Origin of the sequence: Pedobacter nutrimenti, from assembly GCF_032678445.1 — a bacterium.
In the GTDB taxonomy this organism is placed as follows: domain Bacteria; phylum Bacteroidota; class Bacteroidia; order Sphingobacteriales; family Sphingobacteriaceae; genus Pedobacter; species Pedobacter nutrimenti_A.
In genome coordinates this window covers 257,449-275,477 of the sequence record NZ_JAVTSQ010000009.1, presented here as the reverse complement: position 1 = coordinate 275,477, position 18,029 = coordinate 257,449, and the positions used below count along the sequence as shown (strand labels likewise).

Sequence of the window (18,029 nt, the reverse complement as noted above, 5' to 3'; positions counted from 1 at the left end):
ATAATTTGAATTTAAAGCTGAAGCCCGGTTATTATCTTTCTTGCTCCACTATAAACTGGCAGAAAACATGGTTTCTGACCGTATTCAAAATTTCTTTACGATTATAACTAGAGGTAAATCTGATCTCCACTCTAAAAGTACAGGTACATGGTACCCCATGATCCAATGGCAAGGTTTCAATTTCCAAAACGGTCATTTTCACCGGATTCATCAAATTTCCTTCTATAGGGAAGATATAGCTACAAAACCAATGAATATCTTCTATAGCTTCACAAATTACATGATTATCTTTATTTTCGGTACCCTGCCGCCTGCATCCATCCGACGTGCAGCTTAAGACCATAGAATTTAAAAACACAGGTTTTTCTATATCTTCTTCTTTCAGAACCAAGCAGGATTCATTTTCCATTAGATTCGTTTGATTTTTTCTTAAGTCCATAAAAATTAGCGTTGAACAGATACATTTTGCGCAGCAACTGACTGATTTGCAGGCAACATCGGATCAAACAGTATCGCCGTACAGATACAATTGCATTTCCCCTTCCTTTCCAGAACATCGTAGTTAACGCAACTCTTACAACCTTCCCAGAAACCAGGCGCTTGCGCAATTTCTGAAAAGGTAACAGGTTGAAAACCCAGACTGGAGTTCATTTTCATAACGGTTAATCCTGATGTAATGCTAAAAATCCTTGCTTCAGGATAAGTTCTTCTGGAAACCAGAAATACCCTTTCCTTAATGGCGCGCGCCACGCCGCAATTTCTAAAAGCCGGCGCGACAATCAAGCCGGAGTTGGATACAAATCTTCCTCCATCCCAAACCTCAAAATAGGCAAAGCCTGCCCAGACGCCTCTGCTTGTTACAGCAATGACCGCTTTGCCTTCACAGATTTTCTTAGCAATAGATTCAGGTGAACGTTTAGCAATTCCAGTCCCTCTGGCCAGAGCAGAGGCTTCGGTTTCTTGTATGATTTCATCAATATACCTGATGTCGTTTATGGTTGCGATCCGTACAAAGATCAATTGATTTTCCATTTGAATATAATTTGATCTTCTGCGCCATTCAAAAGAAATGCCCGCAATAGGTTAAATCTGGAAAAACACGGTCAAACGGGCTAAAAGGCTGAATTATTTTATTCAGAATTTTCGAAAAAAAAATCCACCCTATCAAAATGGGGTGGATTATTTCATATTGGAAATAAATTATACTATTCGGGATCTATTGCCTTCCAAAGCATATCCTTGAGTTCTGTAAGCCCCTTTTGTGCTACAGAAGAAATAAATATAGATGGAATATGCTCTGGTAACTCTTTTTTCATCTCTGCCACCAGCTCCTCGTCCAGCATATCTGCCTTAGTTACTGCCAGCAAATGAGGTTTTTGCATCAATTCAGGATTGTATTCCTGCAATTCTTTTTTCAGGATCTCATACTCTTCCTTAATGGAACGGGTGGTATCCGCAGGTACCATAAATAGTAGAACAGAGTTACGCTCAATATGGCGTAAAAAACGATAGCCTAAACCTTTTCCTTTAGAGGCACCTTCAATAATTCCAGGAATATCTGCCATGACGAAAGATTTACCGCCTCTGTAAGAAACAATTCCCAGATTAGGCACCAATGTCGTAAAAGGATAATCAGCAATTTCCGGTTTAGCAGCAGACAACACAGAAAGCAAGGTCGATTTACCTGCATTTGGAAAACCCACCAAACCTACATCAGCTAAAACTTTCAATTCTAACACCATCCATCTCTCAATTCCCAGTTCGCCCGGCTGTGCAAAACGCGGTGTTTGCAGTGTAGGTGTTTTAAAATGCCAGTTACCCAATCCGCCACGACCTCCCGGAGTCAGAATCTTGGTTTCACCTTCTTCGGTAATCTCAAATAACACCTCTCCCGTTTCCGCGTCTTTTGCGATCGTTCCCAGAGGAACATCCAAAATTTCATCCTTTCCAAATTTACCAGACGAAAGTCCGCTGGAACCACATCCTCCATCTTCAGCAATGATATGTTTACGGTATTTTAAGTGTAACAAGGTCCAGAATTGCGTATTACCCCTTAAGATAATATGTCCTCCACGACCACCATCACCACCATCCGGTCCACCCATCGCCGTCTTTTTATCGCGGTGTAAATGTGCAGAACCTGCTCCTCCCTTACCAGAACGGCAGCATATTTTAACATAATCTACAAAATTCGAACCTTGCGACATAATCTTTTTATTTGAATCAGAATCTCTTCTGAAAATTTCATTATAAATAAAAATAGCGGGAAGAACTTAGATCTGTCCCGCTATTTAAACAAATATTTTTATTAATACTGATCAATAACAGTAGACAGGTTTGCAAAGATATCATCAATTTTTCCGATACCATTTACTTTGCTCAATTTTCCCTGCGCCTCATAATAAGGCAAAACATGAATGGTCTTATTGAAATACTCTTCAATACGTTTCTGCAGTTTATCCGCCTGGTCATCCACTCTACCCGTCTCTTTTTGACGCTGGGCAATCCTTTTGGTCAATTCATCCTGATCTACATCCAGGGCAATTACACCTGCAATACTACTGCCCTTGCTTTCTAAAAATTCATCCAGGGCCTGTGCCTGCGGAACCGTCCGCGGAAAACCATCAAAAATGAATCCTTTTGCATCAGGGTTCTTATCCACTTCTTCTTCCAGCATTGCAATCGTAATTTCATCCGGAACAAGTTGTCCGTCTGCAATAAGCTGACTCACTTTTTGGCCTAGCGGAGATTGATTTTTAATATGTGCCCTAAAAAGGTCACCGGTAGAGATGTGGATTAATTGATATTTATCAATTAATTTTTCAGATTGGGTGCCTTTGCCTGCACCCGGTGGGCCAAAGAGAACAAAATTCAGCATTTGGGTTGTCTTTAAAAATTTAAAAGCCTTTCTGCCATCCGCAGTTAGGCTTTTCTCAGTTTTGAGATTGCAAAGTTACGTATCCGTAACCAATTTAACAAGAATTTAATAAAAATAGGACTTAAAACAGGATGCTATTTTACAGCAACAGCATCTTGATACAGCTCATACTTATAACAGGTTATGGGCTACTGTACACTAAATGCATACCAGATTCGCAGCATGTTCGCAAAAGGGCACCTGTTTTGCGAACATGCTGCGAATCTGGTATGAGGTTGCTATCCATCTCGTCCGTTCCTTGGTGGTCTAAAGATCTGGATAATTAGGTATATTTAGTAAATGAAATCATACAATTGGTTATGGCAACAGTAGCACTTCAAAGCACAGAAGGCAAATGGATAATGGCTTCTACCATAATGGCCTCTGCTATGGCCTTTATAGATGCTACTGCCTTAAATGTGGTTTTACCTTCCCTGCAGCAGAGCCTGCATGCATCCGGCCCTGATTTATTCTGGATATTGAACGCATACTTGCTTATGCTTGCCGCACTGATCCTGATTGGCGGTACAATGGGAGATCATTTTGGCCGTAAGAAGATCTTCATGGCCGGAATTTTTATTTTCATTCTTGGCTCAGCAGCCTGTGGAATTTCCTCTTCAGCGCCTATGCTGATCGTCCTGAGGGTTGTGCAAGGCATAGGCGGTGCATTTATGATTCCCGGGAGCTTATCCCTGATATCCTCTTCTATCCAGGAAAAAGAAAGAGGCAAAGCCATTGGAACCTGGTCTGCTGCAACTACACTGGTTACTATGGGTGGACCTGCACTTGGAGGAGCGTTGGCTGATGCCGGTTTATGGCGTTATATATTTTTCATCAATGTACCTATTGGGGTTCTTGTACTGCTTATTTTAGCATTTAAAGTACGGGAAACAAGAGACATGGCCAGTCCAAAAAGACTCGATTTTGAAGGCGCAATAGCGATTGCTTTTGGCCTGGCCCTGCTCACTTTCGGATTCCTGCGTATCCCCGCTGTTGGTTTTAATCACATCCAGGGCTACGGCTCTATCGCAGCGGGCCTTATACTACTTTTGGTCTTTCTTTTTATAGAATACAAAAGTCCTCAACCGATGATGCCATTGCGCCTCTTCCAAAATAAGATTTTTAGCGGAACCAACCTGCTCACTTTTTTCCTTTATGCCGGACTTGGTGCAGGAATGTTATTCCTTTCTTTAAACATGGTTCAGATACAAGGCTATACCCAGCTTCAATCCGGACTAACCTTTCTGCCATTCACTATTTTCATGGTCGTGAATGCTCGCTTTGCTGGTAGTCTGGCAGATAAATATGGCCCCCGGTTATTTCTGATTTTCGGACCTTTTCTTGCAGGGGCGGGATTATTGATGTTGTCTTTTGTAGAGCAGACCCGAGGTGCCTCAGATTACTGGATCACTTTTTTCCCCGGAATACTTGTTTTTGGATTTGGCATGTCGCTTACTGTTGCTCCACTTACCGCAGCAGTAATGGGTGCGGTAAGTGATCAATTTTCCGGAACCGCATCCGGCATAAATAATGCCATTTCAAGGATATCAGGCGTGTTTGCCAATGCAATTCTTGGCGCGCTGGCCGTTTTGTTCTTTACAGGAGCATTACAAAAAGAACTGACCAGTCTTCCTCTGCACCCACAACAGAAGCAGGTCATACTCAGCCAGGCCATTAATCTGGGAGATGCTAAAGTACCAGCAGATCTCCCCCCATCCGTTAAAAAACAAATAAAAACAGTTTATCACAACAGTTTTATCAATGCCTATGGGAAGATCATGAAAGTAGCCGCAGGGCTGGCCTTTCTAGCTGCATTGATGGCTTTCCTAAGCATTAAAAATAAACCAGGCTAATTCGCAAATCTTATCTGTCTGGCTCAAAATCCAGCGAAACAGAATTCATACAAAATCTTTTGCCGGTTGGCGGAGGCCCATCATCAAAGATATGTCCGAGATGAGATCCACATCTGGCACAAATCACTTCAGTTCTCTGCATACCATGCGAATTGTCTTCTCTGTAAATCACACTTTTCTTTCCTATGGGTTCAAAAAAACTGGGCCAGCCACAAGTACTGGAAAATTTAGCATCCGATTTAAACAATACATTTCCGCAAACTGCACAGTAGTAAGTTCCTTTAGCATCCTGATTCCAGTACTGCCCGGTAAAGGGCTGTTCTGTTGCCTGTTCCCGGGCAACAGCATACAACTCAGGCGAGAGGATCTTTTTCCATACTGCATTGGAAATCTTTACTGGTTTCGTATCTGTATTAGAGTAATAAGGATTATTTTCGTGACCTTTGACAGACTTCAGATGCTGTGCATTTCCCCGCGTAAAAGAAAATAAGCACACGATTGCTATTAAAATGAATGTTTTCATCGCCTGATCATTTATTTTTGATTTTATCTTTAAACACCTTTTTGAATTTTTCAAGTTCGGGCTGTATTACATATTTACAATAAGGCTCATTGCCATTTTGGCTAAAATAGTCCTGATGATAATCTTCCGCCTTATAAAATACCTTGAAAGGCACCACCTGGGTTACAATTTTGTTTTTATAGACTTTTTCGGCATTGAGTTTATTCACATAATAGATGGCTTTGTCTTTCTGGGCTGCATTGTGATAGAAAATAGCAGAACGATATTGTGTTCCTACATCATTCCCTTGCCTGTTCAGTTGTGTTGGATCATGGGCTACAAAAAAGGCCTGCAACAGTTCATCGAAAGAAATCACCGAAGGATTGTAGATAATGTTGCAAGCTTCTGCGTGACCGGTAGTTCCTGTACATACCTCTCTGTAACTTGGATTGGCCACATTCCCCCCGCTAAAACCGGAAACTACTTTTTCCACGCCTCTGAGCTCTTTAAATTTAGCTTCCGTACACCAAAAACAACCTGTAGCAAAAGTGGCAGTATCTAATTTTATTTTTTGAGATGGCTGTTTCTCTTTTTTAACATTCGTTACACCAGGGCCATTGGACGATACTGCAAATGCAGAGCAGATCGTTAAGGTGTATAAGACCATATAGCAAACTATCTTTCTCATCTTTTTAAGATTTGTTTTATTTATCCAATAAACGTAAAAAAAGGATGCTTGGGTTTCGTTTTTTGTCTTTTAGCTGAGAAAAGACAATTCGCTTACAATTAAAATATTTGTAAGCTAAAAAACCAAGCTGGTTATCTTTTGCGTACATGCATCCAAACGAAAAGATCTGATTATGAAAAAAATTATTTTATCCGTTGCAGCCCTAATAGTTATGGCATTGTCAACACAAGTTTACGCTCAGAAAAATCCAATGGTGGGCGGTGCAGCAATGTACTCAACCAAAGACATTGTAGACAACGCTGTGAACTCAAAGGACCACACCACGTTGGTTGCAGCTGTTAAAGCAGCTGGCTTAGTAGAAACCCTTAAAGGGCCTGGTCCATTTACAGTTTTTGCACCGACCAATGAGGCTTTCGACAAATTGCCAGAGGGAACTGTAGCAACACTTGTAAAACCAGAAAACAAAGAGATGCTGACCAAAATCTTAACTTACCACGTTGTAGCTGGGAAGATGGACTCCAAAATGATTGCTAAAGCAATTAAAGAAGGAAAGGGCAAAGCAGAATTAACTACTGTTGAAGGCGGTAAACTCTGGGCCTGGATGGAAGGAAAGAAATTAATGTTGAAAGATGAGAAAGGTGGAACAAGCATGGTGACCATAGCAGATGTTTACCAGAAAAACGGGGTGATCCATGTAGTGGATACCGTATTAATGCCAAATTAATCCCGACAGCTAACCAACCAGAACGACCGCCATCACTTCTTAGTGGGGCGGTTTTTTATTTATTGAGAAAACCTTTGCGAATCGCTTCCAGGTAAATTTCATTATTGGATCGCTTGAAGACAATGTCCCGGCATTGGTTGAATTGAACAAATTCTTTTAAGGCTTGAGTAAACCTTTCAATAATGACTGGCACGAGATCAACCGGTTCAAAATGGATGTTATGAACGATCAGGACTTTTTGTTTGCGGTCAGCTTTTGCATCTATCCTTGCAATAAAGATTTCTCCAGCGAGTACAGGTAGTGAAAAATAACCGTACAGGCGTTTGGGGGCAGGTACAAAGCATTCGATCTGGTAGTCAAAATTAAAGAAATCCTTTAGGCGGTGACGGAAGACGTTGAGGATATCGAAAGGCGACAGAATGAAGACCTCATTGGATAACTCAAGACCAACTTTTTGATCAGGGAGCATATAGAATGGACCTTTCAGTCCGTCAACAACTACTATTTTTATTTCGCCAGTCTGCATCATTTTTTCCAGTTCCTTTTTGATCAGGTTACCTTTCACACGACGGGCACGCCAGGCCATTTCCTTAACAGAGGCAATACCTAGTGCCCCTAAAGTGCGAAAAATGACGAAACGGGCATACTCTTCTTCTGTGGGCATGTTGAAGTCTGTTTCCTGAGGCACTAAATTGAGTGGCAAGTCATAAACTTTCTGAAAGGCCTTGGTACGGCTGATCATCAGGTCCCCATTGAGGTAAAGCCTTTCGAGCGCAACCTTGGCAGGCCGCCAGTCCCACCAGCCTGAGCTCGCTTCCTGGCGGTCGTTCTCAAAATCCCCAACCATGAGTGGCCCTTCCCTTTCCACCCGGTCCAAAATCTGTTTCATTAAATTGATCTCCGGTTTGGTGAGCGGTTTGCCATGTGTTTCAAAAGCCTTTTTCACAGGCAATGAAAAACGAAAATCGCACATAGGGAGATAACCGGCATCAGAAGTGAAATACTCATAAATTCGGCCATCTTCACAAAGATCAGCCAGCCATTCCGTTTGATAATCTGGCACACGCGCAGCCATGACATGGTGGTGTGCACGCTCTACAACATAATTCGTATCCAGCTGTACAAACCCCAGATGGTCAATCACCCGGTAAACAGCCTCAATTCCTGTACCGAACTGTGCCTTTTGGGCGAGTCCGGCAGCGGTAAGAATGATCTTCCGTGCTTGTGGTTTGGTAAGGGCAATAGATTCCATTAGGTAGAATGCTTATTTACGAAGCATAGGAAGCAAAAATACTCAGAATAAAGTAGATTAACCAAATTCACTGTTGAGCCAATATAAAATGGGTTATGAAACGTATTTAAATTTTATTACCGCTCCTGCTTCTTCTGATCCTGGGATAAAATATTCTTCAACACCAAACAAATACTAAACAAAGTTTAATATAAATAAACAAAAATATTTCATGTATGCTTACGTTAGTGTAAATTCGTTTAAAACCTAAGTTGAGCCAAGTCCAAATAACAGAAATAAACTTCTTAAAAATCAATATGCTTTTAAAAGAACTATGCTTTTCAGTCCTCCTTTTTACTTGTATTACAGTTTCTAATGCACAAAATAATGATGCAGCAAGAGCCCAGCATCAATTGCTAAATATGCCTGCAGATCCCTTAGCAGGAACTAAAAAGTTTAACCCAGATCCATTGGCAGCGTGGTTTCCTAAGGCGGGATTAGGACTTTTTATTCACTGGGGTGCTATATCTACTTATGGAGGTGGAGATATTTCCTGGTGTATGTTGGCCAATAAGTCCTGGCCAGATGATGGTACGGTAACACCCAATTTTTATTATAGCCTGATGGATAAATGGAATCCACAAAAATATAATCCCGACGAAATAATCAAACAGGCTAAAAATGCAGGTTTTGAATACGCGGTATTGACAACCAAGCACCACGATGGTTATACACTCTGGCCATCCAAATATGGTGACTTGGGCACTCAAACCAAGCTAAATGGTAGAGACTTTGTAAAGCCGTTTATTGAAGCCTGTAGGAAATACGGTCTAAAAGTTGGTCTGTACTACTCCCCACCCGATTGGTGGTTTGACAGAAAATATCGCAGCTGGAGCTACAGTGGTAGTTTATTAGATATGAACCATCAACCCATCGCCTCATTACCTCAAAAACCTGCAGACCACGACATCAAAAGAAAAGAGATGGTAGCTAACCAGGTTCGCGAACTGCTGACTAATTATGGGAAAATCGACCTGCTTTGGTTTGATGGTGGAACAGGCGAAATAAGTAACGATGAGGTACGTAAGCTCCAGCCCGGCATTGTACTTAACCGCAGAAACAATGGGGCTGGCGATTATGGAGATTCTGAAGGTAAACTTCCGGAAAACCGTTTTAATGGCTGGTTTGAAACCTGCGATCCTATTTGGCCAACCAGATGGTGGAGCTTCAGTACCAACGATACTTACGATGAGGCTAGTACCGTCATCACCAATCTAATAAAACTAAGAGCTTGGGGAGGTAATTATCTGGCCAATCTTGCGCCGGATGGTGATGGTGCTGTACCTCAACCAGCATTAACCGCAATGAATGAAATGGCGATATGGATGAAACATAGTAAAGAATCTGTGGCTGATGTCGAAGGTGGTAATTACCCAGAAGTATCCAACGTACCAGTTACGGTAAAAAACAATATCCTGTATGCTTTTGCACTACCTGGTTATCAGGGAACCATGAAAATAGGAACTTCTTCAACCCCTAAAAAAGTAGTTTTATTGAGAACCGGAAAATCCCTCCAATTTAAAAAAGATGGTAATCACCTATATGTCGAAATTCCACCAAAAGATAGAACTCGAATGCCAGATGCATTAAAAATTATCTTTTAGGCCGTGCGTAAGTTATTCAATTACTGATCTGGCTAACCTGTTGCTATTTATGAATTCAGTTATAATTGAAAGGCTGACAAACTACTCCTTCAGTACCTAAAACGCAAAAAAGCCTTGGATTTCTCAAAGGCTTTCAGTGCTCCCCTTCGACCTGAACTCAAAAAAATATTGATGATTTAAGGAAAATTGCACGGATTAGTGAGTTGGTTCCCCAGGAACCCCTTAGTAGAGATTTTTCGTTAAAATACAAGCGAACCTTGAAAAAGAAAAAAGGATAAAAATAGGCTCTATAGTAAAATTTGGCCGATAATGGTTTCATACAAGTGCTAAACAATTCAATTCAAATGGTGCAATACAATCTCCAGTAGAGTAATTTGAAGTATCGTAGTTTCTCTATTCTTTCCTACCATACAAAGCTGCACGACGAGATTCAAGCTTTAGTTTAAGAGCTGCCGTTTCTTTCAGTTCGAGACGTGAGTAACTTTCATAGGTACTGATCAGCTCAATTATCTGAGTAAATTGGTATGAGGGATAAAAACAAAATGCAACAACCCGGAAAAAATGCCCGACCATACATTGAGATGCATGTCTAAGTCATTACTTTCGGAATAGGTTGGCGCGGTGTTTCTAAGGCGCTAAATTCGGCGAGTTCCTGCTCTTTACCCTCAACTCTGCAAAAAAGAATATGATTTTGTTTCGTATCATTTATTGTTAAGGGGGCAAACTATTATTAGTGCTGCAACGATCGCAGCACCAAGGAATGGTCAATAAACTTTAGAACTTCGCCGAAACGCCTAGATTTATAATACCATTATACCCAAAACCTAACTCCGCAAAAGCACCTATCTTTCTACCCGCTCTTATACCGAAAGCATTGATTTGATAAGCAATATCCGTAGTACTCGCTGTTTTAGTATTGGAGACATTGTCGGGCTTGGTTTTAGTAAACGATGTACCTACACTAATCCCTGAGTATAACTGAATTATCTTATTCACATATCGGTAGTCAGTTCTAGCCATAAAAACATTATAAGTATTTTTATAATACGAGTCAGCAGTATTTGCACCGGAAATAACTGATCTTGATGACGTATTTGAGTATAATACACCAGCACTCAGACGCGGGGTCAGGTAATAATTAATACCTACCATGATCGGCCCATACCGATGGTCTGTGCTACTGCCTACTAACCCTGCAGAACCTAATGAAGTAGCCATATCAGACAGACCATCTACAATTTCCTGTGCAGAGCCTAGTCCATAAGCTCCATAAACTTCTATTTTCTGTGCCCTAACCAGCGTAAAACAACTCATTAATAAAGTTACGAGAAATATTTTTTTCATGTTTTAAATTTTATCCCAAATTTAGCAAATTTTAAAAAACAGCGTTAAAAAATCTCATGTCGGATAGGTTACCTGCGTAGCATTTTTCTGCAAGATTCTTAGGATTTTGATGTCAATTCAGCTCCGATCCCAAGGTTTTTGGTCAGAAAATATGCACCTTCTAATTCAAGAATTATATATCTTCGACGCTAAGTTCATTAATCCTTATCCACCTGTGCGCAGATGAAGAAAAAAGTAACCCAACTGGTAATTGTAGGCATTCTTTTATGTTATAGTCTTGGAACTTTCGCACAAACGGTTTCACACATCAAATATAAGGCTTCTCAAAAAATCGGCCTGACCCTAAGCGGTGGCGGCGCCAAAGGATTAGCTTATATTGGTCTGCTTAAAAAGATTGACTCGTTAGGGATAAAAGTAAATTACGTTACAGGCACCAGTATGGGCGGCATTGTTGGTGGCTTATATGCCATGGGGTACACCGGCAAGCAATTGGAAGATATTGTTAAGCATATTTCATGGGAGCGTGTACTAAGCAACGCAGTCCCTTTAAACCAAATCAATATTGAAGAAAAAGACGAGTATAGGAATTATTTAGTTGAACTTCCTTTAAAAAATGGCAGGCCCCGCCTACCGGATGCCGCTATTGAAGGACAATACCTCTCCGAGTTTTTAAATGACCAGACTTTCCCGGTTAGGAATGTCAATGATTTTTCACAGCTTTTTATTCCTTTACGTCTGGCTACAACAGATATTATCAACGGTGGCACCGTCTTTCAAAAATCAGGATCTTTACCGTTGGCCATCAGGGCAACCATGTCTATTCCTGGTGTGTTTTCTAGTGTGTACATTGATGGAAAATTACTGGTAGACGGTGGTGTAGACCGTAATTATCCTGTCGGCGAAGTAAAAAGAATGGGAGCCGACTATGTAATAGGTGGCTATACGGGATTCCAGCTCTTAAAAGAAGACAAAATGAATTCTCCCCTTAATCAGTTGATGCAGGCGTTTTCTTTCAGTGGTGTCAATGAGGCAGAAAAGCAAAGAAACAATACCGATCTGCTGATAGATTATAGCAACCTATTGACCAATTACAGTGCCTACGATTTTAATAAATATCAGGAGATACTGAACCTGGGCAAAATTGCGGCCGAAAAGTATTTGCCCGAGTTACAGCAAATTGCCGATTTGCAGAAAGCCAGTGGCATAACATTAGAGCGCCCCGTTATGCCCTCCTTACAAACACCTACGGTTAAATACAACTTTGTTACCGATAAAAATGAACCGATCACGAATCCCCTGGAACTGGAACAGTTGCAACGGGCCTGGGTATTAAAGCCGGGGCGGTTTTATAACACTGGCGAAATTGATTTAGCCATACAAAAGCTTTACGGCTCCCGTTTCTACACTAACGTTTATTACACTTTTAATAACAGGGCAGGAGGTTTAGAAATGGACATCCATATTAAACGGGGTATTAGAGGTTATTTCAAAGCAGCCATACATTATGATACCGATCAGTCTGCCGGGATTATTTTAAATTATACATATCGGGATCTGTTATTTAAACGATCACGATTTTTAGCTACCATCGATGCAACAGAACGGTTTAAATCGCGCGTTAACTATTATAAATTTTTAACGCATAATAATAAATTATGGGTAAAAGTAAATGCCGAGTATCGTAATGTTAAAAGTAACGACGTTTTATTATCACTACTGTCTACCAGTGATATAAATACCTCACCACCGGATTATTTTAACCAGGATTTCAGATCAACTGGCGGGCTGGGGTATTCCATCAGCCGGTCTGCTTATATTGAAGCTGGAACTGGATATGATGCTGAAAACATTCACAAATCAAAATCGCTGGCGTCGGCCATATTGCGTTTTAACTCTGAAAACAAACTTTACGCCCATTATAACCAAAACCTATTTATCCGCTTTGTACAAAACACATTAACCAGCCCCTATTACGCGGTCAAAGGGAATAAACTTGAAGCGGAATTTAAATATACTTTTAATCATCATTTAACGCTTGCTCAGCCCAATGATTCCAATGCAACATCGGTTTATCAGTATTTGAATCCGAATGGCAGCATTTACAGTCCTTCCGGTTTGCCCGGTACTGTCTCCAGGATTTACATAAAAGACCAGTTGGCTATTCCAGTTATCGGTCATTTAGCGCTAAAAGTATCTGCTATGGCAGGGGTCAATAGCGGTAGCAACTTTGGCGCAAATACCAACGGTTATCTCTACCTTAATAATTATTTCAGGCTGGGCGGAACTGAGGAAAGAGAAATGACTGCTAACCTCAACTTTATCGGATTAAAACAAGGAGAAGTGCCTGTAAGAAGTTTATTATCTCTTGCTTTAGCTATACAATACTCGCCCGTGGAAAAATTATACCTGACGCCTACTTTTAATTATGCTGCGGACGGTAACGGTTATAATATTACTGCCAATGTTTTCAAAAGGAATAGTGATTACCGGGGCTATGGTCTTCACTTGGGTTATATGTCAGCGATAGGTCCTGTTGATTTTGTTATAAGTAAGGCAGAAATAGGCGGAATCAGTTTGCCTTGGCGGTTGTATTTTTCTTTTGGATATAAGTTTTAGTTAATAAGTTGCATTAAAAATCCAAAAGACAGGGATTAAAATTCTATTAAAGCAAAAAGCCTTAGATTTCTCTAAGGCTTCTCTCTGTGCACTTGTAGGGATTCGAACCCCAAACCTTCTCATCCGTAGTGAGATGCTCTATCCAATTGAGCTACAAATGCATTTCCGTTTCGTTAACGGACTGCAAAAGTAATGTTTGAAATTGAAAAACAAAACTTTTTATGAAAAAAAATCAAATAAAATAGGGCAACCAGACCTAAAATAAAGCTAATTCAATATAAATCAGGCAGATCAATTCACTCCATTGCTGAGCAAAAAAGTAACCAATGCTTTACTTCTACAAAACTTTAGAATCTTCTCTTCAGTATTTCAATCTTCTCCGCCTGAAATTGAAGTTCGGTAATAAATTCAAAGAACAGCGCTATCTTCTTTTAAAATAAAAAAGCGAAACACGTCGTCCAACGTGTCCCGCTTATCTAAATTAACTCTCTCAATTGTATAAACGCACAGTAGTAAATAAAGTTTTAGAAAAGTATTATTTTTTATCTACCCCTGTTATTTTGATAAAATACCTTTCAAAATGAAAGACCTTTTAACACCAATAATCGCTTAAAAAAAACAATATGTTTGTTTAAATAAGATAGACCCTACTTTTAATTCAAGCCTTCAAATAAGGCACTTTTTTGGTACGCAGTTTCACAAACAATACGACAACACCATGGACAAGGAAAAATCACAACCTTTAAAAAAGACAGATAAAGAAGCATACAGACTTTTAATCCTGTTTGTTTGCCTCATGTGTATCATAACAACACTAGCCTATTTTATAGACCAGGGAACAATCATATTAAAGTGGCAATAAGATTTGTTTACTTTATCGCAGTTGCTCTTGGCTTATTTTAAATGCATCATAGCAACTGCGGTATTCAAATCAAAATTAAACTTATGAAAGAGCAAATTATACTCTTTATTGCTGTTCGTCAGGAACCAGATTAAATCTTTGGTATATACAATACCAACGCAAATCCCGTTTTTACGAACAGGTAAAGCTTCCCGGTCATTATCCAGCAAAACTTCTAACGCATTAATGACCAGCTGTTCCGGGTGTAAAGAAACGGCATCGTCAAATTCAGGAACATAAATTTCCTTCTCATTTATCAGGGACATGATTTTCATTAAGGTGTGTTGTGTAAAATACTTATCAAAAGTACCGCCAGATTAAACACCACAAAAGCAAGAATAGGTAGAAAGGCAAAAACAATAGGTAAAGAAGCAATAATTAGCTCTCAACCGTCCATCTCGATATAAAGTTTCCGGCCATTTACATCAGAAAATAGAAGCTTGAGGTGGAGGGCTGTACTATTTCATATCCATTTTTCTGGAATAAGCAACAGAGTGGCGTTGGTTTTTACAGATTGATTTTCATAAAAAAGGCACGATTAACTCGTGCCCTTTATTCCTTAAGGTTTAGGTGTCTCGGGAGCCTTCCCAATCAACTCCATAAACTGATCCAGTTTCGGCGTGATGATGATCTGCGTGCGTCTGTTCTTGGCTTTTCCCTCCTCGCTGTCATTTCCTGCAACAGGATTATACTCTCCTCTTCCACCCGCTGTTAAACGTTTAGGGTCTACCCCATAGTTATTCTGCAAGGATTGGACCACAGAAGAGGCTCTCAGCGCACTTAAATCCCAGTTGTTGCGGATATTAACCTGCGAAATAGGTACATTATCCGTATTACCTTCGATCAGCACATCATAATTCTGGTAATCTTTAATAATCTTCGCAATCTTATTCAACGTTGCTCCCGCTTTATCTGAAATCTCGTAACTACCCGATTTATACAGCATATTATCCGATAAGGAAATATAAACAACCCCTTTCAATACTTTCACATCTACATCACTCATTTCTTCCCTGCTTAAAGAGCGGGTCAGATTATTCGTCAAAACCATATTCAGGGAATCGCTGGTATTCTTAACATTCACCAAATGCTGTATATACTTATTAGAGGCATTGATCTCATCTACAAGTTTAGAGATGTTCACATTTCCCTGTTTACTGTTGTTTAAACAATTGTTCAGGGCTTCCTGAAGTGCCGCTATATTAGAACGTTCTGACGCAATCTGCTCTTCTAAACTTTTCACCCTGGTACTGGAACCTGAAAGTTCCTGCTGACTGCTCTGAAATTTCTGGTTCAGCTCATGATTCTTATCCTTTAACTGATTATAATTTGCCTGTAACTCATTGAATTTTTTATTGCTGACACAGCCCTGAGTCAATACAGCTGCGATAAGTGCAATACAAGGTATTATGGGGAATTTCATAATTTTACATATTGTATTAAAACGTAACAGTTGGTATTCTATTATTGTTTTGAAGACAGTATTTTCAGCGTGTACAACGTTGTACCTACAGCCCGGTTGGTTTTCCACTGTACCTATCAAAATTGCTATAAAGACAATACCTTTTTTCCGTATTTATCGTCTATTGTGATTTCCATAGGGAAGCTATCGGCCGGAATCTGCGTTGGGAACCAGTTCCTGCCAAACTCAGCAAGAATCAACAAACCCTGGTCATCGCCCAGTGCAGTAAATTTTTCATCCCGGGGCTGTTTCGCAAATACAGGTAAACCATAGGCGGCTATCAATTGATCAGCCAGCTCGGATACCTGGTCGTCAGCAATTCCTATCTCACTGATGCATTCTATGGCCTGCGTCGAGAAAGCCTGATCCGATTTGTTCCGCAAATCATAACGGGCTATAAACTCCAGTATATTTCCATTATTATCCAGAAAATAAATTGCTTTTGCATTCCAGTTCTCAAAGTCTGCAATCACTTTATTTTCAGGAAGACTCAATAATTCAACCCTTCCTTTTGCCCATTCAATAGCCTGTTCAAGCTGATTCTGGGGAATATTAAAAGCAAAATGGTATACAGGCGTTTCGATATCATCATTTTGTACAAAAGTCAGAACCGACCGCCCTGCTTCAATACTAATGCTGTAATCTTCATTGAAGATGGGCTCCAGTTGTAAGACTTCTTTATAAAAAGAGGCGGTTGCGTTAATATCGTTTGTACTAAGTTTAATTTCCTGAAGCTTCATCTTTCTGTATTTCTACAATGATAAGAAAAATCTCCTCCTATCTGGCAATAGAAGCCAGGAAATGATCAACAGTGATTTCGGTTTTATTTTTCAACTCCAAAACCTGGTTATAAATAATAAAGCGGTTAAAGCACCTGCCTTAACCGCTTCATGACTGAGCGTTCTCAGATGACAACATTTTACAGTTTATGGCCCTCCAGATAATCCTTTACATTCTGATCCAGCAACCTTGCATTTTCCGGAGTATTTCCTGCAAAACGCTTTAAGATCACTCCATTTTTATCAATTAATATTTTTGTGGGAAATACGGTGACACTATATTGATTCAATATCCCTCTTGATCGCTCCGATCTGCTGGTGTTGCTCAGAACATTCAGCCAGTTCATACCATCTTCATTAATTGCTGTGGTCCATTTTTTATAATCTTCCTCAGCTTTACCAGACTCACTGGAAACCCCTAAAATTTCAAAGCCCATGTTTTTATACTCCTGATATAGCTTTTTAAGGTGAGGATGGCTGGCCCGGCAGGGATAACACCAGCTTCCCCAGAAATCCAGCAGAACTAATTTGCCTTTCAACGAGGATAAACTCATTTCTTTACCTTCACTGTCCTTCAATACAAAATCAGGAGCAATTGTACCTATTGCTGTTCTTTTGGCCTCCTGAATTCGGGTCCAATAAGCTTTACCTTCATCCGAAGCTTTTAAAGAGGGCTCCAACTGGTTAAATAAAGGTTCAATTTCTCTCGGATCCATTAAACTCCGGGTATACTCCATTAACATATCCAATGCAACACCCGATTGTAAATGAGAAAGCATAAAGTCTTTCCTTACCGAGTCCATCCGACTTTCACTGACATACATCTTTTTAGTATAAACTGCTATTGCAACACTATCCTTTCGCTCATATGCCTGCCTGCCTTCTTGCTTATACAGCATATCCCCTTCCTTATAATATGGCTTAAGTATTACCTCAAGCTCCTTGGCATCTGCATCTGCCCGCGAGCCTTTAACAAGGCTCTGATCCAGCGTTTTTCTGGAATCTGCGGTTATAGTTCCTCTTTCCAGATAGAAAGTGCAACTATATTCTTTTAAAAAATGTCTCGTATTATAATAACTTTCTATACTGTCAGGTACCTTTAACTGGAGTATAGCCTTAACAGGATAAAGAATTGTGCCCTTAAAGGCGTAAGCCCCATTAACCATTTGGGTACTGTCTTTGATCTCTTTTCCATTTTGTTTGAATTTCAGATAGATCATTTGGTCAAGAGCCATTTTAGCATCAGCAAGCTTTCCTGCAATGGAGAAAGATTGAGCGTTCACCATCGGTGCTCCTCCGTACAAAGCCAGGAGAAGCAATATCATTCGTTTGTTTAGTTTCATCATTT

Annotated in this window: 16 protein-coding genes and 1 tRNA gene; 4 read left to right on the top strand and 13 right to left on the bottom strand. The window is 40.1% G+C overall.

Annotated features, from left to right (window positions below; all coding sequences use genetic code 11):
- Positions 1 to 31 precede the first annotated feature (31 nt).
- The 4 genes from R2S08_RS17900 to R2S08_RS17885 all read right to left on the bottom strand — a co-directional run bounded on the left by R2S08_RS17900 (position 32) and on the right by R2S08_RS17885 (position 2,878).
- Entirely contained in the window at positions 32 to 439 is a 408-nt protein-coding gene (locus tag R2S08_RS17900) for a hypothetical protein (RefSeq protein WP_316836414.1), read from the bottom strand.
- Positions 440 to 444: 5 nt separating this feature from the next.
- Positions 445 to 1,032 carry an N-acetyltransferase gene (locus tag R2S08_RS17895; RefSeq protein ID WP_316836413.1) on the bottom strand — a complete coding sequence of 196 codons (588 nt, stop codon included), beginning with the start codon at positions 1,030 to 1,032 and terminating at the stop codon, positions 445 to 447.
- 173 nt (positions 1,033 to 1,205) lie between these two features.
- Entirely contained in the window at positions 1,206 to 2,207 is a 1,002-nt protein-coding gene (gene obgE, locus R2S08_RS17890) for a GTPase ObgE (protein WP_316836412.1), read from the bottom strand.
- A gap of 101 nt (positions 2,208 to 2,308) precedes the next feature.
- Positions 2,309 to 2,878 (bottom strand): adenylate kinase, encoded by a 570-nt coding sequence (locus R2S08_RS17885; protein WP_316836411.1) that lies wholly within the window; start codon positions 2,876 to 2,878, stop codon positions 2,309 to 2,311.
- A gap of 359 nt (positions 2,879 to 3,237) precedes the next feature.
- Between R2S08_RS17885 and R2S08_RS17880 the strand changes: the two genes are divergently transcribed.
- Positions 3,238 to 4,770: an MFS transporter gene (locus tag R2S08_RS17880; RefSeq protein WP_316836410.1), complete on the top strand. Its 1,533-nt coding sequence runs from the start codon at positions 3,238 to 3,240 to the stop codon at positions 4,768 to 4,770.
- A gap of 10 nt (positions 4,771 to 4,780) precedes the next feature.
- Here the strand turns inward: R2S08_RS17880 and msrB are convergent, their stop codons facing one another.
- Positions 4,781 to 5,293 carry a peptide-methionine (R)-S-oxide reductase MsrB gene (gene msrB, locus R2S08_RS17875; protein WP_316836409.1) on the bottom strand — a complete coding sequence of 171 codons (513 nt, stop codon included), beginning with the start codon at positions 5,291 to 5,293 and terminating at the stop codon, positions 4,781 to 4,783.
- A 7-nt stretch (positions 5,294 to 5,300) separates the two neighbouring features.
- Positions 5,301 to 5,960 carry a peptide-methionine (S)-S-oxide reductase MsrA gene (msrA, locus tag R2S08_RS17870; RefSeq protein ID WP_316836408.1) on the bottom strand — a complete coding sequence of 220 codons (660 nt, stop codon included), beginning with the start codon at positions 5,958 to 5,960 and terminating at the stop codon, positions 5,301 to 5,303.
- Positions 5,961 to 6,132: 172 nt separating this feature from the next.
- Between msrA and R2S08_RS17865 the strand changes: the two genes are divergently transcribed.
- Entirely contained in the window at positions 6,133 to 6,684 is a 552-nt protein-coding gene (locus tag R2S08_RS17865; RefSeq protein WP_316836407.1) for a fasciclin domain-containing protein, read from the top strand.
- Between the two features lie 55 nt (positions 6,685 to 6,739).
- Here the strand turns inward: R2S08_RS17865 and R2S08_RS17860 are convergent, their stop codons facing one another.
- The gene (locus R2S08_RS17860; RefSeq protein ID WP_316836406.1) at positions 6,740 to 7,936 is read right to left on the bottom strand and encodes a winged helix-turn-helix domain-containing protein; all 1,197 of its coding nucleotides are present in this window, start codon (positions 7,934 to 7,936) and stop codon (positions 6,740 to 6,742) included.
- A gap of 296 nt (positions 7,937 to 8,232) precedes the next feature.
- Between R2S08_RS17860 and R2S08_RS17855 the strand changes: the two genes are divergently transcribed.
- Positions 8,233 to 9,579: an alpha-L-fucosidase gene (locus R2S08_RS17855; RefSeq protein WP_316836405.1), complete on the top strand. Its 1,347-nt coding sequence runs from the start codon at positions 8,233 to 8,235 to the stop codon at positions 9,577 to 9,579.
- Positions 9,580 to 10,353: 774 nt separating this feature from the next.
- On the opposite strand, the gene R2S08_RS17850 is transcribed toward R2S08_RS17855, so the two are convergent.
- Positions 10,354 to 10,923 carry a hypothetical protein gene (locus R2S08_RS17850; protein ID WP_316836404.1) on the bottom strand — a complete coding sequence of 190 codons (570 nt, stop codon included), beginning with the start codon at positions 10,921 to 10,923 and terminating at the stop codon, positions 10,354 to 10,356.
- A gap of 222 nt (positions 10,924 to 11,145) precedes the next feature.
- Here R2S08_RS17850 and R2S08_RS17845 point away from each other — a divergent pair, with 222 nt between their 5' ends.
- Entirely contained in the window at positions 11,146 to 13,539 is a 2,394-nt protein-coding gene (locus R2S08_RS17845) for a patatin-like phospholipase family protein (RefSeq protein ID WP_316836403.1), read from the top strand.
- A gap of 87 nt (positions 13,540 to 13,626) precedes the next feature.
- Here the strand turns inward: R2S08_RS17845 and R2S08_RS17840 are convergent.
- From R2S08_RS17840 to R2S08_RS17820, 5 genes are all read right to left on the bottom strand, one after another.
- A tRNA-Arg gene (locus R2S08_RS17840) sits at positions 13,627 to 13,700 on the bottom strand.
- A gap of 733 nt (positions 13,701 to 14,433) precedes the next feature.
- Positions 14,434 to 14,706, bottom strand: coding sequence for a CBS domain-containing protein (locus R2S08_RS17835; RefSeq protein WP_133780114.1), 273 nt, complete (start codon positions 14,704 to 14,706; stop codon positions 14,434 to 14,436).
- 293 nt (positions 14,707 to 14,999) lie between these two features.
- Entirely contained in the window at positions 15,000 to 15,863 is an 864-nt protein-coding gene (locus tag R2S08_RS17830) for an OmpA family protein (protein ID WP_316836402.1), read from the bottom strand.
- Between the two features lie 125 nt (positions 15,864 to 15,988).
- Positions 15,989 to 16,642 carry a VOC family protein gene (locus tag R2S08_RS17825; RefSeq protein WP_316836401.1) on the bottom strand — a complete coding sequence of 218 codons (654 nt, stop codon included), beginning with the start codon at positions 16,640 to 16,642 and terminating at the stop codon, positions 15,989 to 15,991.
- A gap of 179 nt (positions 16,643 to 16,821) precedes the next feature.
- Positions 16,822 to 18,027, bottom strand: coding sequence for a TlpA disulfide reductase family protein (locus tag R2S08_RS17820; RefSeq protein ID WP_316836400.1), 1,206 nt, complete (start codon positions 18,025 to 18,027; stop codon positions 16,822 to 16,824).
- Positions 18,028 to 18,029: the final 2 nt, after the last annotated feature.